The organism is Rathayibacter sp. YIM 133350 (genome assembly GCF_037404875.1).
Taxonomy (GTDB): Bacteria; Actinomycetota; Actinomycetes; order Actinomycetales; family Microbacteriaceae; genus Orlajensenia.
In genome coordinates this window covers 1-26,288 of record NZ_JBBELO010000027.1, presented here as the reverse complement: position 1 = coordinate 26,288, position 26,288 = coordinate 1, and the positions used below count along the sequence as shown (strand labels likewise).

The window sequence follows — 26,288 nt, the reverse complement described above, 5'->3', positions numbered from 1 at the left end:
CGCGCCACGCTCGGCATGGTCTGTCATGCTGGACCGGATGCGAGCCGAAGAAGAGGAAGGCACTCCGGTCATGGCGCCGGAGGAGCTGCTCGCGCGCGTCGGCTCCGGCGATCAGGCGGCGTTCGGCGAGCTCTACGACCAGCTCGCGGGCCGCGTGCTCGGCCTCGTCCGTCACCTCGTGCGCGACCACGCGCAATCCGAGGAGGTCACGCAGGAGATCTTCCTCGAGATCTGGCAGCAGGCCCCGCGTTTCGACGCCGGCCGCGGCCGGGCCGTGACATGGGTGCTCACCATCGCCCACCGGCGCGCGGTCGACCGCATCCGCTCGGCTCAGTCTGCGCGTGATCGTGATGTCGCAGCCGGTCACCGCGAGCTGGCGACGAGCGTCGCCGACGTCGCGGAATCGGTCGAGATCCGCCTGGACCACGAGCGGGCCGCGCGCGCCCTCGACAAGCTCACCGAATCCCAGCGCGAGGCCATCCAGCTCGCGTACTACGGGGGCTATACGCAGCAGCAGATCGCTACGCTTCTCGACGTGCCGATCGGCACGATCAAGACCCGCATCCGGGACGGGATGATCCGGATGCGAGAGATTCTGGGGGTGAGCGCATGAACGGGCACAACAGCGAGGAACTCCGCGCGCTCGCCGCTGCGGGGGCGCTCGACGCCCTGACCGAGGAGGAGCGCGCCCGGCTGGATGCCGCCCGCGCGACGGATGCGGACCTCGCCGCAGAGGCCGCCGCCTTCGAGGTCGTCGCCACCCAGCTGGCCCTCTCGGTTCCCTCGGTCGAGCCGCCTGCCTCGATGCGCGACGCTCTCATGGCCCGCATCGCGGTGACCGCGCAGGCGGATGCCAGCCCTGCCGCGGCGTCGGCCGCGGCTCAACCACGGAATGCCGACGCCGCGCCCAAGTCGAGCGCCGCGCCGGCGGCGCCCGGCGGTGCCGGCCCGGTCGAGACGGCGGCCCGGCGTCGCTGGGGCACGCGGGTCGGCGCAGCCGTCGCGGCGGTCGCGGCAGCGGCCGGCCTGTTCTTCGCCGGCATCGCGGTGGGAGGAGCCATCGGCGGCGGCAACGAGAGCACCGTCGCCTCCGCGCTCACCGAGATCAACGCCGCGCCCGATACCCAGCATCGAACACAGCGACTCGACGACGGCCGCACGGCGAGCGTCGTCTGGTCCGACGAGCTCGAGCGGGGGGCGCTGCTCGTCGACGAGCTGCCCTCACTCGCCTCCGACCAGACCTATGAGGCCTGGGTCATCACGGATGCCGGTGCCCAGCCCGCGGGAACGTTCGAGAGCGTGGCCAACGGCGTGACCGTGCACCTGATCAGCGGCGGCATGCCGGAGGGTGCCTCCATCGGCGTGACGGTCGAGCCCTCGGGTGGGTCGAAGGCCCCGACGAGCGACCCCATCATCGCGATCTCGACCGCATGACGAAGGGCCTCGCGAACGCGAGGCCCTTCGCCTGAGTTCTGCAGGAGATCAGCGCCTATGCAGGATGCCGGAGGTGTCGGCGGTCCTGCACATCGCGTCACATCCTCCGAAGCGGATGCCGCCTACGCGACCGACGTGGTGTCGCGCTTGGGGAGCTTCCAGCCCGGACGCACGAAGTGGCAGGTGTAGCCCCACGGGATGCGCTCAAGGTAGTCCTGGTGCTCGGGCTCGGCCTCCCAGAACGGGCCGGCCGGCTCGATCGTGGTGACGACCTTGCCCGGCCACAGGCCGGAGGCGTCCACATCCGCGATGGTGTCGCGGGCGATGGCCCCCTGCTCGGGCGACTGCGGGAAGATCGCCGAGCGGTAGCTGCTGCCGATGTCGTTGCCCTGGCGGTCCTTGGTGCTGGGGTCGTGGATCTGGAAGAAGAACTCCAGGATGTCGCGGTACGAGATCTTCTCGGGATCGAAGACGATCTCGATGGCCTCGGCGTGACCCTCGTGGTTGCGGTAGGTCGCGTTGGCGACCGTGCCGCCCGTGTAGCCGACGCGGGTGTCCAGCACTCCCGGCAGCTTGCGGGTCAGGTCCTCCACGCCCCAGAAACAGCCGCCGGCGAGGATGGCGGTCTCGGTGTTGCTCGTCATGATGCGTCCTCCGTAGTGGTGAAGAGTGAGCGGTACTGACCGTAGCCCTGCTCGTCGAGTTCCGCGAGCGCGATGAACCGCATCGCCGCCGAATTCATGCAGTATCGCAGGCCGCCGGCATCCGCGGGTCCGTCGTCGAAGACGTGGCCGAGGTGCGAGTCCGCTGCGGCAGAGCGCACCTCGGTGCGCTTCATCCAGAGCGTGCGGTCGACCTTCTCGGTGACGGCGTCGGGCTCGATCGGCTTCGTGAAGCTCGGCCAGCCGGAGCGGCTGTCGTACTTGTCGGTCGAGGCGAACAGCGGCTGTCCTGAAACGACGTCGACGTAGATGCCGTCCTCGTGGTTGTTCCAGTACTCGTTGCGGAACGCCGGCTCGGTCGCCGCCTCCTGCGTGACCTTGTACTGGGTGGGGGTGAGGCGGCTCAGCGCCTCGGGAGTCTTGCGGTAGTCCTGTGACACGAAAACCTCCTCGATGGGCGTCGCTGGCTGCGACGCCTGCCGGCCGGCCGCTCACGCGGTTTCCTCGACCATCCAGTAGAACGGGCGAAGGGCCCCTCCTGTTCCACCGGGGCTGTGAGCGCGCTGTGAGTTGACGCGGCGGGATGCCGGGTGCGGCGAGCAGGCGATTGGACGGGCGGTCAGCCGCCGAGCGACGGCACGATCATCGACACGGCGCCCCAGACTGCGCCGGCGAGGATCGCAAGCATCCAGAAGCCCCGCACGGCGGCCGCCCGGTTCACCTGCGCGCGCAGCTCCGCGAACGCATGCGGGTCGGCCTCGACGAGCACGTCGACACCGCGCTCGTGCCAGGTTCCTGGGCGGGCGGCTGCGGCGGCGACGGCCGGCGCATCGATGGAGGTCGGCCGGCGCTTGCGCAGCCAGCGCAGCAGTTCCGACTCACGCAGCACGGCGACGCCCTCGGGTTGCTGCCGGAAGGTCCACTCCTTCGCCCCCACGATCACGATCGCGCTGTAGACCGGCACCTCGGCGCCGAGGGCTTCGGCCAGCCGCTTGGCAGCGCCGTCGCGTTCCGAGCGGGCATTGCGCAGGTACTGCGTCTTCTGGCCGTTGACCATCAGCGAGCGCTCGCCGATCCAGATCTTCGCGTCGTCGTGGTGCTTGGTGTTGAGGGTGAAGACACCGGTGGGGCCGATCACGATGTGATCGATGTCGCTCTCGCCGCGCCCGACGGGAACCGAGTGCAGCACCGTCCACTCCGGCCCCAGGTGCTCCAGCCGAGCACCGATGCGCAACTCGCCCAGCGCGCCGGCGTACCAGCTTCGCGCATCCTTAGCGAGCGGGTTCAGCCCGAGCACCCGCGCAAGCGGCGAACGCTGCGCGGCCCAGCTCTGCTCGGCCAACGCGCGGATGACGACGGCCGACGCCGCCCGCCGTCCCAGGAGCGTCGGTGCGGCTGGTGTGGAGGTCGGCGTCTCGTGGGTGGCGGTCATCGCATCCTTTCAGGGATGCCGCAACGCTACTTGAGAGGCAGGCCGACCCGAATGCTCCCATTCGGGTGTGACGGTGCGCTCAGGCGGCGCATTGCCCCGACGAGACGGATGCGCTCAGCCCCGGCGCCGCGCTCACCACCGGCGCGAGTTCCTTGTCGGTGAGCGCGTAGCCGATGTGGTCGGCCACTGCAGACTTCGCGAAGACGACGCCGGCGACGCTCCCATCCGTCTCGAGCAGCGGACCGCCCGAATTGCCCTTGTTCACCTCGGCGGACAGCGTGTAGACCTGCCGGCTGCCCGATCCATCCGCCCGGGCGATGTTGGTGACCTCGGCGACGGTGGCGGCACCGGAGACGAACGGGCCGCCGAAGGGGTAGCCCTGCACCGCCGCACCCGCGCCGGGATCGAGGGGTGCGCCGAGCCGCAGCGGCGCGGCATCCAGGCCGGGAACCTGCAGCACGGCGAGGTCGGTCGCGGCGTCGAAGTAGACCACCGACGCCTGGTGCGGCGACTCTCCCGGCGTCTCGACGACGGGCTGTTCCACGCCGGCGACGACGTGGGCGTTGGTCACCACCCGATCATCGGCGACGACGAAGCCGCTGCCCGTCAGTCCCGTTCCGCAGCGGTACGCGACTCCCGAGACGCGGACGACGGATGCCGCGGCCTTCTCGAGTGCAGGGGAGGACGCGTCGACGTCGGCGGCCGGGGGCAGGGTCGCGGGGGGCGCGAGGGTGTCGATGAGCCAGGGGAGGGCGTCGCCGACGGCGGTGTTCCGCACGCTCGCGAGGAAGGACTTCACCGGGTCGGGCGTGACCCTGTCGATCGCGCCCAGGGTGAGGCTCCCGCCGACAGCCTGCGACAGAACCGGTGCGCCGAGCGCGCTGAGGCCGCCTGCGACCGTGCTCAGGGCGAGTGCTGCGGCGACACCGCTGACGAGCAGTCCGGCTCCGCGATCGATCATGCTCAGCTTCACGGCGCGCGCGCCGCGCTGCAGCAGCCGGCCGAGCAGCGCGCCCACGGCGGTGCCGAGTGCGAGCAGCGCGACGCCGGCCGCGATGATGGCCGCGACCCGCCACTCGGGTGCCGGCACCCAGGCCGAGACCTGGGGCAGCAGCAGGTATGCCGCGATGCCGCCGGCGATCAGGCCGAGGGCGCCGACGACGCTGCGGAACAGGCCGCTGCGCCATCCGCCGACGGCAGCGGCAACGACGAGCAGCACGACGAGCACGTCGATCGCGAGCGATCCGTTCACCGGTTCCCCTTGTCATCCGCCGCTGTCATCCGCCGCGCCACGCGGGCCGGGCACAGCGTGCACCACTCTGTCGCAGGCGACTCGGCGAACGCTGGGAAACGCCGGTCGGCAGGAGATGCCGAACAGAAGACAATGGCCGACCGCGCGCGAGCACCGTGACGTGTCAAGCCCGTACCCGGCGTGCACGGCCCGGCGTAGCGTGCCTCGCATGAGTCCCCAACGGATGCGGGCGGCCGAGGTCGCCGACGGCGTGTTCCTGGTCGAGCACGGCTTCGCCAATTGCTACCTCATCATCGGAGACGATGCCGGCGGGGGAGTGACCCTCATCGACTCCGGATTGCCGCGGGGCTATCGCGCCCTGGCGGCCACGATGCGCTGGCTCGGCCGCGGCATGGACGAGATCCGCGCGCTGCTTCTCACCCACGGCCATTTCGACCACGTCGGAACGGCGCGCCACCTCTCCGAGGAGTACCGCGTGCCCATCTGGGTGCATCCGGAAGACCGCTACATGACGCGGCATCCGTACCACTACCCCCACGAGGCCCCGCGTTTCGCATACCCGTTCTCGTATCCGCAGTCACTGCCCATCCTGGCGTCGATGACGGCGGCGGGCGCCTTGAACGTGCGCGGGGCGGATGCGACCAACTTCCTTCAGGACGGCGTCTCCGTCACCGTGCCCGGCCTGCCCGTGCCGATCGCGACGCCGGGCCACACGCCGGGGCATTGCGCCTTCCATCTGCCCGACCGGGGAGTGCTCATCACGGGTGACGCCATGGTGACCCTCGACCCGTACACGGGCGAGAGAGGTCCGCGCATCGTCGCTCGTGCCGCCACGGCCGACAGCGCGCAGGCGCTCGCCTCCCTCGACGCGCTCGCGGCGACCGACGCGACCGTGCTCCTGCCGGGACACGGCGAGCCCTGGCGACAGAACGTGCGGGAGGCGATGGATGCGGCGCGGGCGGCGGGAACGCCGTGACCCGGCGATCTCGCGCTCAGGCGGCGGCGTCGAGGTAGAGCCAGCGACCCTCGAGTCGAACGAACCGGCTGCGCTCGTGCAGCCGGCCGCGTTGCTCACCCCGGTAGTACGCGATGAACTCGACGCTGCCCGTGTTCGCCAGTGGCCCGCCCTGCGCCGTGTCGAGGATGTCGAGCCGGTACCAGCGCTGAGCCGCATCCAGTTCGAGGTCGTGCGGCCGCGTCGACGGATGCCACGTGGCCAGCAGGTAGGCCGCATCGCCTCCGGCGAAGGCCGAGAAGCGCGAGCGCATCAGTTGCTCGGCCGTGGCCGCGACACGCTCACCTCGGTGCAGGGGAGCGCAGCACTGCCCGTACGGCTCCCCGCTGAGGCAGGGACACCGCGCGGTGTCGGCGAGAGGGACGGAGCCAACCACGCAACCATTATGCGGGCGGCCGTCGGCAGGCGGGCTATCACCGCCTCGGCGCGATGACAATCCCTAGCCCGCCCCGCCGACATGCGGAACGCTGATGACATGGCCCACGCGTACAGCGCGAGCCTCAGTGGCGGAAAGGAACCACATGTCGAACGACACCACCTCCAACAGTGACGGGCTGGCTCCCGGAGACGACGAGCAGGGTGAGGCCGCCGATCCCGAGACGCCCGACACGACGTCGGGCGGCGCGCCGGAGCCGGCGAACACGACCGATCCAGCCGCGTTCGGCCGGAGCCGTTCCGGTGAGGACGGCGACGCGGAGTCCTGAGACCGGAGATCGCGCGCCTCACAGACGCTTCACAGCCGCAGCCCATAGCGTCGGCCACATCTGAAGCGGGTGTCTACCCGCGAACCCACGGCTGTGAAGTCGAATACCAGTCGGGATTCTCGCCATCACTACACCCATCATCGGGTCGGTTCGTCGTACGCAGCCGAGAGGCAGTGCGAGCGCCACCGCCCAGAGTTACACCGCACTGTCGCGGGTCATGAAGGAAAGTGGCCTGCTGCACCGCACACGCTGGTTCTACATCGCCCTGTTCTCCGGCCTCGTCGTCGCACTGGCCGGCGCGGGAGCCGGTTTCGTGCTGCTCGGCGACACCTGGTACCAGTTGCTCATCGCGGGCGCCCTCGGCATCATCTTCACCCAATTCGCCTTCCTCGCCCATGAGGCCTCGCACCGGCAGGTGCTCGACTCCGGTCCGGCGAACGATCGCCTCGGCCGCATCATCGGCACGGCGTTCGTCGGCATGAGCTACTCCTGGTGGATGAGCAAGCACTCGCGTCACCATGCCAACCCGAATCGCGTCGGAAAAGACCCCGACATCGACTTCGACACGATCTCGTTCACCGAGGAGTCCGCGGCGAAGCAGACCGGCATCCTGGCCTTCATCACCCGCCGCCAGGGCTACCTGTTCTTCCCGCTGCTCATGTTCGAAGGCGTGAACCTGCACGTCACCTCCGTGCGCACGCTCTTCGCCCGTCACCGCGTCGAAGGTCGCACCCTCGAGCTCTCCCTCATCGCCGCGCGCTTCGCCGTGTACCTCGGCCTGGTGTTCTGGTTCCTGCCGCTCGGCATGGCCTTCGCCTTCCTCGGCGTGCAGCTCGCGGTGTTCGGCGTGTACATGGGCGCCTCGTTCGCACCCAATCACAAGGGCATGCCGATCGTGGGTGCCGACGAGAAGCTCGACTTCTTCACCAAGCAGGTGCGCACCTCGCGGAACATCTCCGGCGGCCTCTGGGCGAGCGTGCTCATGGGCGGGCTGAACTACCAGGTCGAGCACCACCTGTTCCCCAGCATGCCTCGTCCCCACCTCGCGAAAGCGCGATTGATCGTAAAAGAGCATTGCGCAACCGTGGGAGTTCCCTACACTGAGACAACACTCGTACGTTCGTACGGGATCGTCATCCGCTACCTGAATCGCGTCGGCCTCGCGGCCCGTGATCCATTCGACTGCCCCATGGTCGACCGCTACCGGCGCGTCTGACCCCATAGAGACTTCCGGCTTCTGCCGGAGACGCACGACGAGATGTCGTGCACCTGAGGCCCGCAGTACCGGGTCGAATACAAAGAAGGAATAACAACATGGCAACCGGAACCGTCAAGTGGTTCAACGCTGACAAGGGCTTCGGCTTCATCTCCCCCGACGACGGCAGCGCCGACGTCTTCGCGCACTTCAGTGCCATCGCAACGGGCGGCTACCGCACGCTCGAAGAGAACCAGAAGGTGGAGTTCGAGGTGACCCGCGGCCAGAAGGGCCTGCAGGCAGAGAACATCCGCCTCATCGGCTAACACCCGCGCTCGCGCAACAGGCGTCGTGCCTCGGTACGGCGTGCGGTGTTGCGCTGCGTAACAAGCGTGGTCGATCGTCCTCCGGGCGGTCGGCCACGCTTCTTCTTTCTTCCCGTCAAGCCGGTTGCCGGAGGTGATGGGGCGGGGCAACCTGATGCGGTCGGCGTTCGCGACCGACGCGATCAGGGAGGCGCCAGGCATGTCGAAGGTTCCCGATGGCGGCAGCATCCCGGGGGCCGGCACGGTCGCGGATTCCCGTGAGGACCTGTCGCCCGGTGCGGCTCGGCGCGAGCGCTCGGCCCAGAACGCGTGGTCGGGTGCGCTCTTCGGCGTCGGGCTCGCCGCCTTCCTCGACGAGGCGCTCTTTCACCAGGTGCTGCACTGGCACCACTTCTACGACCTCTCGACCCCCGAGGCGGGGCTCGTCTCCGACGGGATCTTCCATGCCGCGAGTTGGTTCGCGACCATCGCGGCGTTGTTCCTGTTCGCCGATCTGCGCCGACGTCGAGCACTGTGGCTGAAGCGCTGGTGGGGCGGCGTGCTCCTCGGGGCGGGTGCCTTCCAGCTCTACGACGGCCTCGTGCAGCACAAGCTGTTGGGCATCCACCAGATCCGCTACGTCGCGAACCTGTTCGTCTACGACCTGGTCTGGAACGTCGTCGCCGTGCTGCTGCTGGCCGCAGGGATCGTGCTCGTCGTTCTCACCCGCCGTTCGGCCGTCCGTCCGCGATGAGGCACTCATCCTCCGATGGCGTGCTGCCCTTCGAGGTGTTCATCGCCGTGCCGTTGGCACTGGCAGCCGGGTTCTATCTCGCGGCGGCCGCACGACAGGCGCGCGCCGGCAGGGCGTGGCCCGTCGGGCGCACGGTGTGCTGGCTGGCGGGGATCGCCGTCGCGTCGGTCGCCTTGCTCGTTCCGGCGGAGGCGTTCGCCAAGGGATCGCCGTTCACCGCCCACTCCGCAGCGCATCTCGCGATCGGGATGCTCGCGCCGGTGCTGCTCGTGGTCGCACGGCCGATGACGCTCGTGCTGCGATCCCTCGATCGCCGCCGCGCGCGGCGGCTGGCCCGCCTGCTGGCTTCCGGTGCGGCCCGGCTTCTGGCGCATCCGGTGACGGCCGCGCTGATGGTGGTGGGCGGCATGGCCGCGCTCTACCTCACGCCCCTGTACGCCCTCGCCCAGCGGGCGATGCCGGTGCATGCACTCGTCGGCGCCCACGCCCTTCTGTGGGGATACATGCTGGCCTTCGCGCTCGTCGGACGGGACCCCAACCCGCATCGCGTCGGCGAGCGAGGGCGCGCCGTCGTGCTGTTCGTCGTGCTCGTCGCCCACGGCGTGCTCGCAAAGCACCTCTACGCGAACCCGCCGACGGGCGTCGAGAGCGTGGATGGCCGGGACGGGAGCATGCTCATGTACTACGGCGGCGACGCGATCGAGGCCCTGCTGATCGTGATGCTGTGCGCGCAGTGGTACGCGCGCGCCGGCCGTCGGCTGAGCAGCTCCCGCTCCCGCTCCCGCTCCCGCTCCCGCTCCCGCTCCCGCTCTCAGACGACGGCGTCGACGGCGTCGACGGTGACCGGCTCGTCGGCCAGACGGGACCGCCAGCCGCTGCCGTCGTCTTCCAGCAGCACGATGGCACCGTTGTCCAGTCGCGGCACGGGCTCGCCGGTGAGCGCTTCGACGGTGACGCGGATCAGTGTTCCGTGGGCGACCGCGACGGGTCGCTCGTACGCCTCGGCGAGGTCTTCGACGGCCGCGCTACCCCGAGCCGCAACCCGGTCGAAGGGTTCCGCGCCGGGGTAGTCGTGATGCGGCCAGCGCCGGTGCGCATCCGTGACGGCAACCCCCTCGGCCGCACCGTAGTTGCGCTCGGTGAGGCGATGATCGGTTCCCGCCGCATCGATCCCGAGGCCGGCAGCGATGACGGCTGCGGTCTCGCAGGCCCGGCTCAGAGGAGAGCTCACCACGACCGTGGCGCCGAAGTCGCGCAGGGACCGCGCCGCTGCCGCGGCCTGCACTCGACCGCTCTCGTTCAGCTCGATGTCCGTGCTTCCCTGGATGACCCCGCGGGCATTCCAGTCGGTTTCCCCGTGCCGAACCAGCGCGACCCGCCTCACGAGGGGACCCTCGCGCTGCGGCGGCCGGTGCGGTGCTCGATTCGGCGGGTGCGACGCATCCATCGAGCCTAACCGGAGCGGGCTCACCCGGCCGACGTGCCGCTTCGGCCCATGGGGCGCGGTGCTACGCCAGAGCGAAGGGAGGAAGGGTCATGGGGCGGATGCGCCACTGGTCGCCCCCGCGTTGCTCGGAGATCGTGCGCGCCGCCGTCTCGGCCTCGCGCTCCGAATGGAACGGGCCGACCAACTGGGGACGGGTGTCGAACTCGATGACGTATTCCATGCATCATTTGTAGCGCGCATCGCCGGTCCGCTCGGGCGCTCCGGTGGCCGCGGCTGTCAACCTGTCGCTTTTCGGGCTGAGCAGTGGGAACGTAAGAGGAAGAGCCACACCATGATCAGGGGGAGGAGTGCCCATGAGCGACGAGGCTGGGGCGCCGGTTCCGAGCGAACCGGAGCCCAAGGAGGACGGCTTGGGCAGTGAGGGTACGATTCCGAACGAGCCCGGCGGCATCGGGGTGGGCGCGACCGGAGCGAGTCACTTCGAACCTGAGGAAGACCCCGAAGCGGCCGGGGAACCGGACGCGAGCAACGAGAGCGCCGACGGCGCCTGAATGAGAGCAGATATCAGATGAGCGAATTCCCGAACGACGCCGACATCCCCGACGAGCGGGGCTACGCCGACGACGACCGAACGCAGGCACAGCTTCGCCGGGAGCACGACGAGGAACTCGGCCTGGATCCGTTCTTCGAGGGTGCCGACATCACGAACCCCGACGGGCCCGACCTCGAGGGCGGGGACGATCTCGACGTCGGAGCGGGGCTGCACCGACCGCGCGACTGAAGCGGCGAGGCGAGCTCAGCCGCCGACGACCCAGCCGTTCTCCACGACGTCACGGGCGACCTCGGTGAGCAGGCGTCGGGCCGCGCGAGCGTGCGCGCGCAGCTTGAGGAAGGCGTCGTTCACGCCGATGCCCTCGGCCTGCGCGATCACGCCCTTGGCCTGTTCGATGGCGACCCGGCTCTCGAGCGCCTTCTGCAGCTGGTCCCGGGAAATGGCCGATTCATCGGCGATGCGTCCCTGAAGGATGCTGATGGTGGCGACCTCGACGAGCGCACGCGCAACGGTGAGGTCCTCTTCGCTGATCTTCCCGGGTGCGTCGTGCAGCAGGTCCAGCGAGCCGATCGTGGTGTCCCGCAACCGCATGGGAATGGCATGCACGGCCTGGTAGCCCATCTGGCCGGCGGCGGTGGCGAAGCGGGGCCACTGCGCATAGAGGCTGGCGATGTTCGGCACCGAGAGCGTCGTGCCGGTGCGGTACGCCTCGACGCAGGGCCCCTCGGAGAAGCTCAACTCGATCAGCTCGACCGACTCGCTGCGCGAACTCGTCGCCGCGGCCACCTTGAGCCCGTCTCTGCCGTCGTCGAGCAGGATGCCCGCGTCGGTCACATCCAGCAGGCTGACGCACCGCTCGACCAGCATCTGCAGGACCTCTACGGGGTCGTAGTCTGCGACGAGCGTATCGGCGAGACTGACGAATGTCTCGACGAGCTGCCGCTCGCGTTCTGATCCCATGAGGCAACATCCTACTTACTGTCCTGCCTCGGCACTCACCGCGCGGAGCGCGTTCGGCCGTGCAGCGAACTCTCGAGGGTTGGGCAGGATTGGGGGAGAATCGACAGGAACGACAAGCGCATTGCGTTGTAGACTCAAGTCATACGGGCCAGGACCTCGCCCCTTTACGATCGGATCGATTGTGGGCACGTTATTCTATGGCTCGGCCGGGTTCTCGGTTGAAATCGATGATCTCCTCCTCGCGCACCTCAAGGTGGTCATCGTCGACAAGCTTCGGCGCAACGAGAGTTTCGCCGTCAACTACACCGAGGGCGATGACACCGGCCCCCGGACTCTGTGGATCCATGCCACCATTCCGCTGCGGTTCACCTTCTCCGAACCGGTCGCTCCCGCGCTCAGTCGCGAAGTGTTGAACGACCTCGCCCGCCAGGCCAATACGACGAACGGACTGTCGATCCGACTGCAGCCCGAGTTGGAGGCTCAGCCGGAACGACAGTCCGAACTCGCGGTCAGCGCCTAGGAGGTCTCGGCGCTCACAGCAGCGCCGAGGCGTCCTCGCCGGTGCCGAACGTGGTGTCGGCGCCCGGCTGCTCGGGCGGAGCGGTGACGAGGGCGGAGGCCTCGGCGTCGAGATCAGTCGCCGCCTGCTCGAACTGCGAGTTGTAGAGGCGCCAGTAGGCGCCCTTCGCTGCGATCAGTTCGTCATGCGTGCCCTTCTCGACGATGTCGCCGTGCTCCATCACGAGGATGAGGTCGGCATCGCGGATCGTCGAGAGACGGTGCGCGATGACGAACGAGGTGCGACCGGAACGCAGCGCGGCCATCGCGTGCTGCAGCAGCAGCTCGGTGCGGGTGTCGACCGACGAGGTGGCCTCGTCGAGGATGAGCACCGAGGGTGCCGCGACGAAGGCGCGGGCGATGGTGATCAGCTGCTTCTCGCCCGCCGAGACGTTCGAGGCATCCTCGTCGAGCACGGTGTCGTACCCGTCGGGCAGGGAGTGCACGAAGCGGTCCACGTAGGTGGCGCGGGCGGCCGCCATGATCTCCTCATCGGTCGCGTCCTGTCGGCCGTAGCGGATGTTCTCGCGGATGCTCCCGGCGAACAGCCACGGATCCTGCAGCACCATTCCGGTACGGGCGCGCACGTCGTGCCGGCGCAGGTCGGCGATGTTCTGCCCGTCGAGCAGGATGCGACCTCCGCTGAGCTCGTAGAAGCGCATGATCAGGTTGACGAGCGTCGTCTTCCCAGCGCCGGTCGGCCCGACGATCGCCACCGTCTGTCCGGGATTGACGCTGAACGAGAGGTCACGGATGAGCGGGCGTTCCGGCGTGTAGGAGAACGACACGTTCTGGAACTCGATGCGGCCGTCACCCTCCACAGGGGCCGGGGCGTCGGTGGCGTCGGGGTCCTCCTCATCGGCGTCGAGCAACTCGAAGACGCGCTCGGCCGATGCCGTTCCCGACTGCACCACAGCGGCCATGCCGCCGAGCTGGGCCAGCGGCTGGGTGAACTGCTGCGAGTACTGGATGAAGGCCTGCACGTCGCCGAGCCGCAGTTGTCCGGAGGCGACCATCAGTCCGCCCAGAACGGCGATGCCGACGTAGGAGAGGTTCCCGATGAACATCATGCCGGGCATGATGACGCCCGAGAGGAACTGCGCCTTGAAGGAGGCCGCGTAGAGCTCCTCGTTCTCGGCGCGGAACTTCTCGCTCGCATCCTGCTCGCGACCGAACACCTTGACGAGGGCGTGACCCGAGAACGACTCCTCGACGCGGGCGTTGAGGCGGCCGACCTTCTTCCACTGCACGCCGAACGCGGCCTGCGACTTCGGCCCGATGACGCCGAAGATCACGGCCATGAGCGGCAGCGCCACGAGGGCGACGAGCGAGAGCTGCCACGAGATCGAGAACATGGCGATCAGCACGCCCACCACGGTGAGCACGCTCGTCAGCGCACTCGAGAGCGACTGCTGCATCGTCTGGGTGATGTTGTCGATGTCGTTCGTGACGCGCGAGATGAGCTCGCCGCGCTGCATCCGGTCGAAGTAGCTCAGCGGCAGGCGGTGCAGCTTCGCCTCGACGTCTTCGCGCAGGCGCCACATGGCACGCACCATGATGACGTTGATCACGTAGCCCTGGATCCACGAGAGAACGGATGCCACGACGTACAGCACGAGCACGATCGCGACGACCTGGCTCAGGCGTGCCATGTCGATGCCCGCGCCCGGTGTGAGCGTCGCCGCCTGCACGATGTTCGCGAGGTCGTCCTTGCCCGAGTTGCGCAGCCCCTCGACCACCTGCGCCTTCGTGACGCCCGAGGGCAGCTGCAGCGAGATGAAGCCCTCGAAGATGATGTTCGTTGCCTCGGCGAGCACCTTCGGGGCGATCACCGTGAGGACGACGCCGATGGCCCCGAGGAGGGAGACGAAGACGAAGGACCACTTCCACGGCGACAGCAGGCCGAGCATCCGTCGGAAGCTCGCTCCGAAGTCCTGTGCCTTCCCGGGCTTGACGCTGTCCCAGTCGCCCGAGTTCTGGCGAGCCTGCTCGGCGAGCTCCTGATCGCGCAATTCGTCTTCGGTCAGCACCTGCGGCTCGACGCTGCGTCCGCGGCGTGCGCCGCGCTTCGACGTTTCGGTGCTCATGCCGATGCCTCCACTCCGAGCTGGGATTCCACGATCTGGCGGTAGGTCTCGCTCGACTCGATGAGCTCGTCGTGCGTGCCGATGCCCACGATGCCGCCGTCGTCGAGCACGACGATGCGGTCGGCATCCGCGATGGTCGATACGCGCTGGGCGACGACGATCTTCGTCACGTCGGGCAACTCACGCCAGAGCGCCTGCCTGAGCTTGGCGTCGGTCATGAGGTCGAGCGCCGAGAACGAGTCGTCGAATACGAGGATGTCGGGCTGGTGCACGATCGCGCGGGCGATGGCCAGGCGCTGGCGCTGGCCGCCCGAGACGTTGGTGCCGCCCTGGGCGATGCGACCGTTCAGGCCGCCCTCCATGTCGGCCACGAAGTCGCGGCCCTGCGCGATCTCGAGCGCGTGCCACAGCTCCGCATCCGTCGCCTCTTCTCGGCCGAACCGCAGATTGGATGCGACCGTGCCAGCGAAGAGGAATGGCCGCTGGGGCACGAGGCCGATGGTCTTCCACAACCGGTCGAGGTCGGCCTCGCGCACGTCGACGCCGTTGACCTTCACCGATCCGCCGGTCGCATCGAAGAGCCGCGGGATGAGCGAGACGAGCGTGGTCTTGCCCGCGCCGGTCGAGCCGACGATGGCCACGGTCTGGCCGCGCTCGGCGCGGAAGCTGATGCCGTGCAGAACCGGATGCTCCGCTCCGGGATACGCGAACTCGACGCCGTCGAGTTGCACGGTGCCGACCTCGGGGAACGCCGAGACGGCATCGGCGGGCCGAGCGAGGGTCGACTCGCTGGCCAGCACCTCGCCGATGCGCTCAGCGGAGACCGCGGCACGCGGGATCATGATGGTCGTGAAGGCGGCCATGAGCACGCCGCCGAGGATGATGCCCACGTACTGCATGAACGCGAAGAGCGTGCCGATCTGAACCGTGCCGTCGTTGACCTCCGTGGCGCCGAACCAGATGACCCCGATCACCGTCACGTTCAGCACGAGCATGAACAGGGGGAACAGGGTGATGAACAGGGTGCCGACGCGGCGCCCGACGTCCATGATGTCGGTGTTCGCGCCGCGGAAGCGCTTCTCCTCGATGCGTTCGCGCACGAAGGCCCGCACCACGCGGATGCCCGTCAGCTGCTCGCGCAGGATGCGGTTCACCGCGTCGAGGCGCTTCTGGAACGAGCGGAACAGCGGCACCATGCGGGTGATGACGATGCCGGCGACCACGAGGATGACGATGACCGATGCCCAGATCAGCCAGCTGAGCCCGACATCCTGTCGCAGGGCCATGATGATGCCGCCGATGGCGAGCAGGGGAGCGCTCACGAGCATGGTGGCGCCCTGCATGGCGAGCATCTGCACCTGCTGCACGTCGTTGGTGTTGCGGGTGATGAGCGAGCCCGGCCCGAACTGCGAGACCTCGCGCTCCGAGAACGCGCTCACCTTGTCGAACACGTCGTTGCGGATATCGCGGCCGACCCGCATCGCGGCACGTGCGGCGAAGTAGGTGGCGATGACGGCAGCCACGATCTGGCCGAGCGAGATCACGAGCATGAATCCGCCGCGTGACCAGATGTAACCGGTATCGCCCTTGGAGACTCCGTTGTCGATGATGTCGGCGTTCAGGCTGGGCAGGTAGAGCGAGGCGAGAGCGGAGAGCAACTGGAAGACCAGCACTCCCAGCAGCAGCCATCGGTAGGGCTTCAGGTAGCGAATGAGTATTCGCGCAAGCATGGAGATCTCCTGAGGGTTTGAGGCTGCGTGTCGCGAGCGCGGCAGGAGAAGTCTTCCCCCCGCCACCGACATCCCGTCGGGCGCTGAAGAGCCGGGCTGTCTACGATGACGCAACCCTGAAGTCTGGCACGTTCGGCGAGAACCGGTCAAGCACGCCGCGCCGCTCGCTCGCTCATGGCGATCAGGCCTGGCGGGTCTCGTCCAGTTCGGCCAGCAGGTCTGCCGCACCCGGGGTGTTCGGCAGCTCCCTCTCGAGCACGCGCACGATGCCGAGAATGGGGATCGGCAGCCAGGACTGGCGGTTGCGGTGCTCGTAGAGCGCCTCGTAGACCGCCTTGTCGAGTTCGAACGCGTCGCGCAGCGCGAGGTAGGCGCGCAGGTCGAGCTCGGATGCCTCGGCATAGCCGCCGAGGAAGGCGCGCCGGGCGTCGTTCGCCCAGGTGCTGAGAGCGCCCGAGTCGGCGTGCGGATCGTTCATTCCCACGGAGCCCGCGACGTAGTCGAAGGAACGCAGCATGCCGGCCAGGTCGCGCAGTACGACGTCGGGCCGCACCCGATCGGTCATCGTGCGCAGCGGCTCACCCTCGAAATCCAGCAGCACCCAGCCCCGGTCGGGCACGCTGAGCACCTGGCCGAGGTGATAGTCGCCGTGCACGCGCTGCAGCGGGGGCCAGACGGCCTGCTGGGCCGCATCGTAGATCTCCTCGATGCTCTGCCGCTGCTCGGCGAGCTGAGGGATCTCGGCCACAGCCGTCGCCAGGCGCTCGTGCCAGCCGAGCACCACCGCCGCGACATCGCCGGGGGTGGCATCCGTCGTCGGGAAGAGGCGGGCCAGCAGTCGGTGCACCTCGGCGGTCGCCCGGCCGAGCGCGCGCGCCTGCTCGGTGAAGTTCTCGCCGGCGGCAGCCGCGCGCAGTGCGACCCGCCAGGCGTCTTCGACGCCCGTGAAGAACTCCTGCGCGAAGGCGAGATGCCCCCGCGCCCGGCCGGAGGAGCGGCCGACGTCGTTCCACTCGCCCATGACGGATCCGACGGAGCCGGGCACGTAGGGCGACCCTGCCTCGGCCAGCGCGGTCTGGAGCGTCACGTCGGGATTCTCGCCGTGGTGCAGTTGCCGGAAGACCTTGGCGATCACCGGGGATCCCGCATCCGTGGGCGTGTAGATGATCGAGGTGTTGGACTGCTCGCCCTCGAGCACGCGGGACGTCATGGCCGAGGCGTCGCGGAAGCCCGCACGAGAGGATCGTTCGCCGAACAGGGCAACGTCGCCCTCGGTGGCGGTGCTCTGATCGAGCATCACGGCCAGGAGCGCGTCGGCGAAGGCCGGATCGTGGGGGCCGTCGTAGAGGTAGGAGCCGCTCTCGAGCCGGCCGATGAGACGGTGGCCGGCGCCCGGCAGGAGTGCTGAGCGCACGGCGAGCGGCACCTGGTACAGCACGGCCGGCCGGGAGGCGTCGTCCAGCAGCAGCAGCACGTGGCAAGAGACCTCGTCGCTCGCCCCGGGCAGGGCGCACTGGCCGATCACGCGCAGCTGGGGGCTGCGGTCTTTCGCGGCGTACCAGCGCTGGCGGGTGATCCAGTCGGTGATGCACTCCAGGGTGCGGTCCATACTGCGACCGTAGACGCCGCGGCCCACGGCGTCGAGGGGTTGCGCTGCGTGATCTCTGCGCTCGGTCATCCGATCGAGGCCGCGCCCTGATCCGCCCGGGCGAGGACGACGGCGCCACGCGCAGGAACGAGAGCCGCGGTGTCCCGCAGCGCCGTTCCCGGTCGCGTCTCGAGCAGCACGGCGGCCGGTCCGTCGAGGGGCAGCTCGCGCTCCTCGTCGGCGAAGTTGACGAGGATCCGCAGCGAACCCCGATCCATCCGGAGCCAGCGGGCGTCTTCGTCGCAGAGCGCGGCGGTCGTGAAATACGAGGGATCGGTCAGTTCGGCCCGCTCCCGGCGGAGTGCGGCGAGGCGCCGGTGCAGGTCGAGGAGGTGCGCGTGATGGCCCGCGTCGAGCTCGCCCCAGTCGAGCTTGGAGCGCTGGAAGGTCTGGGGATCCTGCGGGTCGGGAACCACGGCCGGATCCCATCCCATGCGCGCGAATTCCGCGATGCGACCCACGGCGGTGGCGCGACCGAGTTCGGGCTCCGGGTGCGAGGTGAAGAACTGCCACGGCGTGGAGGCTCCCCACTCCTCTCCCATGAACAGCATGGGGGTGAAGGGCGTCATCAGGTTCAGCACCGCCGCAAGAGCCAGCCGGTCGACATCCAGGGTCTGCGAGAGCCGGTCTCCTTGGGCACGGTTGCCCACCTGATCGTGGTCCTGCGCGAAAGTGACGAGCCGCCAGGTCGGCGATCGCAGGCTGATCGGGTGGCCGTGGTCGCGCTCACGGAAGGAGGAGAAGGTGCCGTCGTGGAAGAAGCCCTTCTCGATGACCTTGGCGAGGGCACCCAGCGGCGCGAAGTCGGCGTAGTACCCGCTCGCCTCCCCCGAGACGGCCACGTGCAGCGCGTGGTGGTAGTCGTCGCTCCACTGGGCATGGATGCCGTAGCCGCCGGCCTCACGCGGGGTGATGAGAGTGGGGTCGTTCAGGTCGGACTCGGCGATCAGCGTCAGGGGCCGATTCAGGTGGGCGCTGAGCGCGTCGGCCTGCTCCGCGAGTTCCTGCAGGAGGTGCTTGGGGCTCGTGTCGATGAGCGCGTGCACCGCATCCAGCCGGAGGGCATCGACGTGGTAGTCGGTGAACCACATCGCGGCGTTCTCGAGGATGTACCGGCGCACGTTCGGCTCATCGAGGTTGATGGCCGCACCCCAGGTGTTGGCGCCCTCGGGGTGAAGGTAGGGGCCGAAGCGCGGGAGGTAGTTGCCGCTCGGACCGAGGTGGTTGTAGACCACGTCTTGCACGACGGCGAGCGATCGGGCGTGGGCGGCGTCGACGAAGCGCTGGTAGGCGGCCGGGCCGCCGTAGGTCTCCTGCACGGCGTACCAGAGAACACCGTCGTAGCCCCAGTTGTGGGTGCCGTTGAACGCGTTCACCGGCAGGAGCTCCACGAAGCTCACTCCCAGTTCCACCAGGTGGTCCAGGCGTTCGATCGCGGCGTCGAGCGTTCCTTCCGGCGTGAAGGTGCCGATGTGCAGTTCGTAGATGAGTCCACCGGCGAGCTGCCGACCGGTCCAGCCGGCATCCTGCCACTCGTGGGACGCCGGGTCGAAGACCGCACTGAACTCGTGCACTCCGCGCGGCTGTCGACGCGAGCGCGGGTCGGGCACAGGGTCGGCTCCGTCGATCACGAAGCCGTACTCCGTGCCATCGGGGAGCGCGACGGGGGAGCGCCACCAGCCGTCGCGGCCTGCGCGCAGCGGCTGGTCGGCTCCGAATCGAGGAGCGTGCAGGGAGACAGCGTGGGCGAGGGGCGCCCAGACCTCGATGCTCATTCGGTGTCCTCTGCGAGGAGCGCCACGGGATAGGTGGCCAGGAGTGCGGAGAGCGCGAGCTCGCCGCCCTCGTATCGCCGCCCCGTCAGCAGGTCGCGCGTCGGCCCGCTGTGCCGCAGCAGGAAGGTTCCGGCCCAGGGGTCATCGCCCCGGCGGGCGAGCCCGACGGGCAGCCGGGTCGCGATGGCGACGGCGCCGCCCCGGTCGAACGCGACGGCGTGATCCGCCGCGGGGCCGACGACGGGCAGCGGAGCATAGCGCGTGAACAGCTGCGGGGAGTCGCGACGCAGGCGAAGGGCGCGCGCCGTGACGAGCAGCTTCGCCGCTCCCGACGCATCGACCGGCGGCAGGGTGCCGGCATCGATGTCGGCGAGCAGGGCCCGGCGTTCCGCGAAGTCGACGAAGCGCCGGTTGTCGGGGTCGACGAGGCTCGTCTCCCAGAGCTCGCTGCCCTGGTAGACATCCGGAACGCCCGGCGCCATGAGCTGCACCAGCTTCGCGCCGAGCGAGTTGGACCAGCCCGGTGCGCTGATCGTCTCGACGAGCTGCTCGACGGCACGACGGGCGGCGGGCTGGTCGAAGACGGCATCCACGAGGGCGTGCATGCGCTTCTCGAACGCGGCGTCGGGGTCCGTCCAGCGGGTGGAGTCGCCCGCCTCGCGAGCGGCCTTCTCGGCGTAGTCGTGCAGGCGTTCCCGGGATGCCGGCCACGCCCCGACGATCGCCTGCACGAGCAGGGAGTCGTACGGTCCGTCGCCGGTTCCGGCGACTTCGCGGACCTCGCCCAGTGCCCGCTTCCAGAGATCGGGCACCTCGGCGAGCACCGCGAGGCGGGCGCGCACGTCTTCGCCCCGCTTCGTGTCGTGGGTCGTGAGCGTCGTCATCGACTGCGGGATCTCCGCGTGGCGACGGGCCTGGCGCTCGTGGAAATCGACCGGCGCGATCGAGAACTCCGCCGGGTCGGCTCCGACCTCGGTGAGCGTGGTGAGCCGCGTGAAGCGGTAGAACGCCGTGTCTTCCACCCCCTTGGCCATGACCATGCCGGTGGTCTGCTGGAAGCGGATGGCGAGGGGAGAGAGCCCGTCGTTCAGCAGGGGCAGGAGCGCCTCGATCGCCGCAGCGAGGTCGGGACGCCGCGCGCGGGCAGCGGCGGCGGCTTCGGCGAGGTACTCCGCTCCCAGCGGCAGATAGGAGCGGTACACCGGAAAGCACGCCAGCAGTTCAGCGATCGCGTCGTCGGCACCGTCGATCGGCTCGGGCAGCATCCGTTCCAGGCGCAGCACCTCGGAGCGCAGGATGCCGTCGGCCACGGCACGCTTGGTGTCGTGGATGAGGTCGCTCCAGCCGGGTGTCGGCTCGGGTGCGCGCAGTTCGTCGTCGAGCGCGTTCAGCGCGCCCTCGCCCTGGGGGTCGACGAAGAGCCGGTCGATCTCGGCGAGGGCGTCGTAGCCGGTGGTGCCGTCGGTCTCCCAGAAGGTCGGCAGTCGCTCAGGGGCCTCGAGGATCTTCTCGACGAGCACGTATGCCCCGTCGGTGGCCTCCGCGAGCCGGTTCAGGTATGCGCCGGGGGCGGCAAGTCCATCGGGATGGTCGACACGCAGGCCGTCGACGAGACCCTCGCGCACCCAGCGCACGATCTCGGCGTGCGACTCGTCGAACACCTCCGGCACTTCGACGCGGATGCCGGCGAGCGTGTTCACGGCGAAGAACCGTCGGTAGTTCAGTTCGGCATCCGCACGCCGCCAGTTGATGAGCTCGTAATGCTGGGCGGCGTGGACGGCCAGGACGGCGTCGGCATCCGTCGCGGAGCGGGCCTGTTCCACGGTCTCGGGTGCCAGCGGGTAGCGGTTCTCGAAGTAGTGCAGCTCGTCGCCGACGACGCGCAGTTCGCCCGCCCCTGCGGCCTCCTCGACGGTCCCGCCGAGCACGGGCAGTCGAACCCTGTCGTTGCCGAACTCCCAGTCGACGTCGAACGCCTCGGCGTACCGGGATGCCCGACCGTGCTGCAGCAGGTGCCACCACCACGGATTGTCGGCGGCATCCGCCACACCGACGTGGTTGGGGACGATGTCGACGAGCACGCCCATGCCCGCGGCCCGTGCCGCCTGCGAGAGGCGCTGGAGGCCTTCCGCGCCGCCACGAGCAGGGTCGATGAGCGAGTGGTCGACGACGTCGTAGCCGTGATCCGACCCCTCGGCCGCCTTCAGCAGGGGAGAGAGGTAGACCCAGTCGACGCCGAGGGCATGCAGGTAGTCGACGACGGCCGCCGCATCAGCGAGGTCGAACGACGAGCGGATCTGCAGCCGGTACGTCGAGACGGGCATCTCACTTGCCCATCTGGACCCGCGGAGCCGGCGCCTCGACCGGTTCGGCGGCCGCACGCGCCGCGAGCGAGGCCGCGACCGAGTGATCCACCTCCGGCTCGGGCACGTCGTGGGCACGGAGCACGATGAGCGACTTCGCCGCGACGGCGACGACCGAGCCCGGCTCGTGCACGTCGACGTCGGCCTGTTCTCCGGCGGTGTCGACGACCACCTCCCACTTGGGCGAGTATTCCGTCGCGGGCATGGTGAACTCCACGGTGTCGTCGTGCGCGTTGAAGAGCAGGATGAAGTGCTTGTCAACGATGGCCTCGCCGCGGGCATCCCGACCGCGGATGCCGTCGCCGTTGAGGAAGACGCCGATGGCGCGGCCAAAGCCCGATCCCCAGTCCTCGGGCAGCATCGTCGTGCCATCGGGGCGCAGCCAGACGATGTCGGGAACCGGCGCGCCCTCTTCGCGCAGCACCGGCCGGCCGTCGAAGAAACGGCTGCGCCGGAACGTGGGGTGCTCCTTGCGCAGTCGCGTGAGGGCAGCGGTGAACTCGACGAGCGGCCGGTCCTCCTCGTCCCAGTGCACCCAGCTCAGTTCGTTGTCCTGCGCGTAGGTGTTGTTGTTGCCCTGCTGCGTACGGCCGAGCTCATCGCCGTGCAGCAGCATCGGCACGCCCTGGGAGAGCATCAGCGTCGCGATGAAGTTGCGCTGCTGGCGGGCGCGCATCGTGAGCACGTCGGGATCGTCGGTCGGGCCCTCGACGCCGAAGTTGTAGGAGCGGTTGAACGACTCGCCGTCCTTGTTCTCTTCCCCGTTGGCGTCGTTGTGCTTCTCGTTGTAGCTCACGAGGTCGCGCAGCGTGAAGCCGTCGTGCGCCGTGACGAAGTTGATGGATGCGACCGGGCGGCGGCCGGAGTGCTCGTAGAGATCCGCCGAACCGGTGAACCGCGAGGCGAATTCGCCGAGCGTCGCCGGCTCGCCGCGCCAGAAGTCGCGGACGGTGTCGCGGTACTTGCCGTTCCACTCCGTCCACTGCGGAGGGAAGTTGCCGACCTGGTAGCCGCCGGGGCCGACATCCCACGGCTCGGCGATGAGCTTGACCTGGCTGACCACCGGATCCTGCTGCACGAGCTCGAAGAAGGTCGACAGCTTGTCGACGTCGTAGAACTCGCGGGCGAGCGTGGAGGCCAGGTCGAAGCGGAACCCGTCGACGTGCATCTCGAGCACCCAGTAGCGCAGCGAGTCCATGATGAGCTGCAGGGCGTGCGGATGGCCGACGTTGAGCGAGTTGCCCGTTCCCGTGTAGTCCATGTAGTACTGCTTGTCGTCATCGACGAGGCGGTAGTACGCCGCGTTGTCGATGCCGCGGAACGAGAGGGTCGGGCCGAGGTGGTTGCCCTCCGCCGTGTGGTTGTAGACGACGTCGAGGATCACCTCGATGCCGGCTGCGTGCATCGAGCGCACCATGCCCTTGAACTCCTGAACCTGCTGGCCCAGCTGGCCGCTGCCGGCGTAGCTGTTCTGCGGGGCGAAGTACGCGATGGTGTTGTAGCCCCAGTAGTTCGAGAGGCCCTTCTCCTGCAGCGTGCTGTCGTTGACGAACTGGTGCACGGGCATGAGCTCGATGGCGGTCACGCCGAGCTTCTGCAGGTGGTCGATGACGGCCGGATGCGCAACGCCGCTGTAGGTGCCGCGAAGCTCCTCGGGGATGCCGGGGTGCAGTTCGGTGAGGCCCTTCACGTGGGCCTCGTAGATGACCGATGAGGCGTACGGGGTCTTCGGCTGCCGGTCGCCCGACCAGTCGAAGAACGGGTTCACGACCACGCCGAGCATGGTGTGCCCGGCGGAGTCCTCATCGTTGCGGGAGTCGGGGTCGCCGAAGTTGTAGCCGAACACCGACTGGTCCCAGGAGATGGTGCCCACCGTGGCCTTGGCGTAGGGGTCGAGCAGCAGCTTGTTCGGGTTGGCGCGTTGCCCGTTCTTCGGGTCGTAGGGGCCGTACACCCGATAGCCGTAGCGCTGGCCGGGTCCCACCTGCGGAAGGTAGGCGTGCCAGATGTACGCGTCGACGTCGACGAGCTCCACCCGGGTCTCGGCGCCGTCATCGTCGAACAGGCACAACTCCACCTTCTCAGCGGATTCGCTGAACAGGGCGAAGTTGGTGCCGTTTCCGTCGAAGGTGGCACCAAGCGGGTACGTCGATCCGGGCCAAGTCTGCAATGTGAGCCTTTCGGTGGGCGTGACGGATGTGCCGCGCAGCGCCGGGCGGGTGACGCCAGCGTAGCCGCCAGCGGTGAACCGTCCGACGGCCTTGACATCCCCGCCCTGTCGGGGCAAGGAGGCCTCGTGCTAGCGTCGCGGCAGCGCATCCGTCGCCGACGAAGCCGAGGGCGCGCGCATCACCCGGATGCGCCGAGTTGAGGAGATTCCGTGCGGCGAGACGTCAGTGCTCACATCGAGTTGTCCATCGCCGGTCCGGCGCGCCTGGCGTTCTCCGTCGGCGTCGCCACGAACTGGCCGGTCACAGAGACCCTCGAGGTGCAGGGGGCCGAGCCCGGTCACGACATCGCTGCCGAGCACGGCGCGCGCCTGCGGGTCATCGAGGCGGAGCGCGGCGACCTCACCCTGCACTACACGGCGACTGTGCTCGGCGACCCCGAGGAGGGGGAGCCGCACCACGAGCTCGACCTCTTCCGCTACCTGCGGCCCAGCCGCTACTGCGAGGCGGATGCCCTCGCCCCCACGGCTCGAGCCGAATTCGCAGGACTCACGGGATCGTCGTTGCTCGCGGCGGTCAGCTCCTGGGTCGGAACCCGGCTCGCCTACGTTCCCGGCTCCTCGCTTCCGACCGACGGCGCACTGCGCACCCTGCTCGCGCGGCAGGGCGTCTGCCGGGACTACGCGCACCTGGTGATCGCCCTGCTGCGTGCGCTCGACGTGCCCGCGCGCATGGCCGCGGTCTACGCCCCCGGCCTGAACCCGATGGACTTCCACGCCGTGGCCGAAGCGTATGTCGACGGCGCCTGGCACGTCGTGGATGCCACGGCCCTGGCACCGCGGTCGACCCTCGTGCGCATCGCGACGGGAAGGGATGCCGCCGACACCGCGTTCCTGTCCAACTACGGGGCCTTCGTCTCGTTGAATCGGCTGGAGATCACGGCCGTGGCCGAGAGCCTGCCCTTCGACGACATGGACCGGATGGTCACCCTGGGCTGATCCGGCTCGGGGGGTTGAGCGGCTGATCCTGCTGGTCCGGCTGGTCCTGCTGGTCGCAGAGATCCGGAGATCCGGGTCAGGAGGCCGATCCGGCTGATCCGGCTGGTCCTGCTAGTCCGGGAGACCCGGACATCCGGCTCAGGAGGCTGAGGCCGCCTCGCGCGCCCTGTCGCGATCCGCATCCGCGGCTGCTGCTTCGATCGGCGTGGGTGCGGTTCCGCCGAGGTGCTGCGGCTGCCACCACTGGCCGGATCCATCGACCGGGTAGTCGGCCTGAAGCGTGTCGACCATGCCCTGCAGAACCTCGCGCAGGGTCTCGGTGGCCACCCGCGGGTCCGCGTTCGGATCGGTGGCGACGGGAGCCCCGAAGGCGAACGAGACCGGAACGTTCAGCCGTTCGAGCAGGCGCGAGCGCTGCCGCTTGGTCATGAGGCGGTGGCCGCCCCAGACGGCGACGGGGATGAGGGGAACGCCCGCTTCGGCGGCGAGTCGCACGGCGCCGGTCTTGAGTTCGCGAACGGTGAAGGATGCGCTGACGCCGGCCTCGGGGAAGACGCCGATGATCTCGCCCGACCGCAGTGCTTCGACGGCGGTGGCGTAGGCATCCGCCCCTGCCTTCATGTCCACGCTGATGTGGCGCATGCCGCGCATCATGGCGCCGACGACGGGCTTCGCGAACACGCTCTTCTTCGCGAGGAAGCGCACGTGGCGCCGGGTGGCCAGCCAGGTCACCCATTCGACGAGCGCGAAGTCGAGATAACCGAAGTGCGTCATGGCGAGAACCGCGCCGCCCTGTGTCGGAAGGTTCGCAACTCCCGTGACAGAGCGCTGCACTCCCAGCGCCCCGAACGTCGCGCGCCCGATTCCGATGGCGGTGGCGTACATGGGCTCGAAGGCGCGTCGCGTCATGCCATCAGAGTAGGGCGCGACGCTGTGCTCCGTCTGTGGCTGCGCTCTGCGCCTGCCGTGCGGCTATGGTGTGCGCCCTGCTGCCGGCGGCTCGTCGGTGAAACTGCAGGATGAGCGGCCCAGCGAGCGCGTGACAGCCTCGCCGAGCCGCTGGTCCTGCATTTTGCTGCGGAGGGGCGGCGGCGGCGCGAGAGGCGCTGGCGGGACCGCTGTCGACGGCATCCACTGGCTGCGTCCCATGGTGAAACTGCAGGATCAGCGGACCGGCGAGCGGGTGACAGCCTCGCCGAGCCGCTGGTCCTGAATTTGCTGTGGATGCGGGGGGCGGCGGCGTCGGAG

At 69.1% G+C, this 26,288-nt stretch carries 26 protein-coding genes and 1 pseudogene; 12 read left to right on the top strand and 15 right to left on the bottom strand.

Going from position 1 to position 26,288, the window contains the following annotated elements:
• Positions 1-37: 37 nt before the first annotated feature.
• Entirely contained in the window at positions 38-613 is a 576-nt protein-coding gene (sigK, locus tag WDJ51_RS08310; RefSeq protein ID WP_337851978.1) for an ECF RNA polymerase sigma factor SigK, read from the top strand.
• Complete coding sequence (locus WDJ51_RS08305) at positions 610-1,434, top strand: anti-sigma factor (RefSeq protein ID WP_337851977.1); 825 nt, start codon at positions 610-612, stop codon at positions 1,432-1,434. Before sigK ends, WDJ51_RS08305 begins: the two co-directional genes overlap by 4 nt.
• Before the next feature lie 122 nt (positions 1,435-1,556).
• Here WDJ51_RS08305 and msrA read toward each other — a convergent pair whose 3' ends face one another.
• From msrA to WDJ51_RS08285, 4 genes are all read right to left on the bottom strand, one after another.
• Complete coding sequence (msrA, locus tag WDJ51_RS08300) at positions 1,557-2,078, bottom strand: peptide-methionine (S)-S-oxide reductase MsrA (protein WP_337851976.1); 522 nt, start codon at positions 2,076-2,078, stop codon at positions 1,557-1,559.
• Positions 2,075-2,536, bottom strand: a complete 462-nt coding sequence (msrB, locus tag WDJ51_RS08295) for a peptide-methionine (R)-S-oxide reductase MsrB (RefSeq protein WP_337851975.1) — start codon at positions 2,534-2,536, stop codon at positions 2,075-2,077. Before msrB ends, msrA begins: the two co-directional genes overlap by 4 nt.
• A gap of 179 nt (positions 2,537-2,715) precedes the next feature.
• Positions 2,716-3,528 (bottom strand): nuclease-related domain-containing protein, encoded by an 813-nt coding sequence (locus tag WDJ51_RS08290; protein WP_337851974.1) that lies wholly within the window; start codon positions 3,526-3,528, stop codon positions 2,716-2,718.
• 79 nt (positions 3,529-3,607) lie between these two features.
• The gene (locus WDJ51_RS08285; protein WP_337851973.1) at positions 3,608-4,780 is read right to left on the bottom strand and encodes a MarP family serine protease; all 1,173 of its coding nucleotides are present in this window, start codon (positions 4,778-4,780) and stop codon (positions 3,608-3,610) included.
• Positions 4,781-4,988: 208 nt separating this feature from the next.
• On the opposite strand from WDJ51_RS08285, the gene WDJ51_RS08280 reads away from it, so the two are divergent.
• Positions 4,989-5,756 (top strand): MBL fold metallo-hydrolase, encoded by a 768-nt coding sequence (locus WDJ51_RS08280; protein ID WP_337851972.1) that lies wholly within the window; start codon positions 4,989-4,991, stop codon positions 5,754-5,756.
• Positions 5,757-5,772: 16 nt separating this feature from the next.
• Here the strand turns inward: WDJ51_RS08280 and WDJ51_RS08275 are convergent, their stop codons facing one another.
• Positions 5,773-6,171: a YchJ family protein gene (locus WDJ51_RS08275; protein WP_337851971.1), complete on the bottom strand. Its 399-nt coding sequence runs from the start codon at positions 6,169-6,171 to the stop codon at positions 5,773-5,775.
• A 145-nt stretch (positions 6,172-6,316) separates the two neighbouring features.
• On the opposite strand from WDJ51_RS08275, the gene WDJ51_RS08270 reads away from it, so the two are divergent.
• The 5 genes and pseudogenes from WDJ51_RS08270 to WDJ51_RS08250 form a co-directional block, all read left to right on the top strand.
• Complete coding sequence (locus tag WDJ51_RS08270; RefSeq protein WP_337851970.1) at positions 6,317-6,499, top strand: hypothetical protein; 183 nt, start codon at positions 6,317-6,319, stop codon at positions 6,497-6,499.
• A gap of 124 nt (positions 6,500-6,623) precedes the next feature.
• Positions 6,624-7,715, top strand: a complete 1,092-nt coding sequence (locus tag WDJ51_RS08265) for a fatty acid desaturase family protein (protein WP_443218473.1) — start codon at positions 6,624-6,626, stop codon at positions 7,713-7,715.
• 98 nt (positions 7,716-7,813) lie between these two features.
• Positions 7,814-8,020, top strand: coding sequence for a cold-shock protein (locus tag WDJ51_RS08260; RefSeq protein WP_337851968.1), 207 nt, complete (start codon positions 7,814-7,816; stop codon positions 8,018-8,020).
• A 199-nt stretch (positions 8,021-8,219) separates the two neighbouring features.
• Positions 8,220-8,753, top strand: coding sequence for a DUF2243 domain-containing protein (locus WDJ51_RS08255; protein WP_337851967.1), 534 nt, complete (start codon positions 8,220-8,222; stop codon positions 8,751-8,753).
• A pseudogene (locus tag WDJ51_RS08250) lies at positions 8,750-9,484 on the top strand (cytochrome c oxidase assembly protein); the annotation flags it as partial. The gene WDJ51_RS08255 and the pseudogene WDJ51_RS08250, both read left to right, overlap by 4 nt.
• A gap of 80 nt (positions 9,485-9,564) precedes the next feature.
• Here the strand turns inward: WDJ51_RS08250 and WDJ51_RS15505 are convergent.
• Positions 9,565-10,200, bottom strand: a complete 636-nt coding sequence (locus WDJ51_RS15505; RefSeq protein WP_443218472.1) for a histidine phosphatase family protein — start codon at positions 10,198-10,200, stop codon at positions 9,565-9,567.
• 61 nt (positions 10,201-10,261) lie between these two features.
• Positions 10,262-10,420 carry a hypothetical protein gene (locus tag WDJ51_RS08245; protein WP_337851965.1) on the bottom strand — a complete coding sequence of 53 codons (159 nt, stop codon included), beginning with the start codon at positions 10,418-10,420 and terminating at the stop codon, positions 10,262-10,264.
• Between the two features lie 133 nt (positions 10,421-10,553).
• Between WDJ51_RS08245 and WDJ51_RS08240 the strand changes: the two genes are divergently transcribed.
• Positions 10,554-10,751: a hypothetical protein gene (locus WDJ51_RS08240; protein WP_337851964.1), complete on the top strand. Its 198-nt coding sequence runs from the start codon at positions 10,554-10,556 to the stop codon at positions 10,749-10,751.
• A gap of 17 nt (positions 10,752-10,768) precedes the next feature.
• Entirely contained in the window at positions 10,769-10,981 is a 213-nt protein-coding gene (locus tag WDJ51_RS08235) for a hypothetical protein (protein ID WP_337851963.1), read from the top strand.
• A 15-nt stretch (positions 10,982-10,996) separates the two neighbouring features.
• On the opposite strand, the gene WDJ51_RS08230 is transcribed toward WDJ51_RS08235, so the two are convergent.
• Positions 10,997-11,713: a GAF and ANTAR domain-containing protein gene (locus WDJ51_RS08230; protein ID WP_337851962.1), complete on the bottom strand. Its 717-nt coding sequence runs from the start codon at positions 11,711-11,713 to the stop codon at positions 10,997-10,999.
• A gap of 181 nt (positions 11,714-11,894) precedes the next feature.
• Between WDJ51_RS08230 and WDJ51_RS08225 the strand changes: the two genes are divergently transcribed.
• Complete coding sequence (locus tag WDJ51_RS08225; RefSeq protein WP_337851961.1) at positions 11,895-12,233, top strand: DUF7882 family protein; 339 nt, start codon at positions 11,895-11,897, stop codon at positions 12,231-12,233.
• A gap of 13 nt (positions 12,234-12,246) precedes the next feature.
• On the opposite strand, the gene WDJ51_RS08220 is transcribed toward WDJ51_RS08225, so the two are convergent.
• From WDJ51_RS08220 to glgX, 6 genes are all read right to left on the bottom strand, one after another.
• Positions 12,247-14,358, bottom strand: a complete 2,112-nt coding sequence (locus WDJ51_RS08220; RefSeq protein WP_337851960.1) for an ABC transporter ATP-binding protein — start codon at positions 14,356-14,358, stop codon at positions 12,247-12,249.
• Positions 14,355-16,088 carry an ABC transporter ATP-binding protein gene (locus WDJ51_RS08215; RefSeq protein WP_337851959.1) on the bottom strand — a complete coding sequence of 578 codons (1,734 nt, stop codon included), beginning with the start codon at positions 16,086-16,088 and terminating at the stop codon, positions 14,355-14,357. Before WDJ51_RS08215 ends, WDJ51_RS08220 begins: the two co-directional genes overlap by 4 nt.
• A 181-nt stretch (positions 16,089-16,269) precedes the next feature.
• The gene (locus WDJ51_RS08210; protein WP_337851958.1) at positions 16,270-17,697 is read right to left on the bottom strand and encodes a maltokinase N-terminal cap-like domain-containing protein; all 1,428 of its coding nucleotides are present in this window, start codon (positions 17,695-17,697) and stop codon (positions 16,270-16,272) included.
• Positions 17,698-17,762: 65 nt separating this feature from the next.
• Positions 17,763-19,511, bottom strand: coding sequence for a malto-oligosyltrehalose trehalohydrolase (treZ, locus tag WDJ51_RS08205; protein ID WP_337851957.1), 1,749 nt, complete (start codon positions 19,509-19,511; stop codon positions 17,763-17,765).
• Complete coding sequence (gene treY, locus WDJ51_RS08200) at positions 19,508-21,835, bottom strand: malto-oligosyltrehalose synthase (protein WP_337851956.1); 2,328 nt, start codon at positions 21,833-21,835, stop codon at positions 19,508-19,510. The genes treZ and treY overlap by 4 nt, the downstream gene beginning before the upstream one ends.
• 1 nt (position 21,836) lies before the next feature.
• Entirely contained in the window at positions 21,837-24,044 is a 2,208-nt protein-coding gene (gene glgX / locus WDJ51_RS08195) for a glycogen debranching protein GlgX (protein ID WP_337851955.1), read from the bottom strand.
• 210 nt (positions 24,045-24,254) lie between these two features.
• Here glgX and WDJ51_RS08190 point away from each other — a divergent pair, with 210 nt between their 5' ends.
• The gene (locus WDJ51_RS08190; protein WP_337851954.1) at positions 24,255-25,040 is read left to right on the top strand and encodes a transglutaminase-like domain-containing protein; all 786 of its coding nucleotides are present in this window, start codon (positions 24,255-24,257) and stop codon (positions 25,038-25,040) included.
• Positions 25,041-25,178: 138 nt separating this feature from the next.
• Here the strand turns inward: WDJ51_RS08190 and WDJ51_RS08185 are convergent, their stop codons facing one another.
• Positions 25,179-25,949: a lysophospholipid acyltransferase family protein gene (locus tag WDJ51_RS08185; protein WP_337851953.1), complete on the bottom strand. Its 771-nt coding sequence runs from the start codon at positions 25,947-25,949 to the stop codon at positions 25,179-25,181.
• Positions 25,950-26,288: the final 339 nt, after the last annotated feature.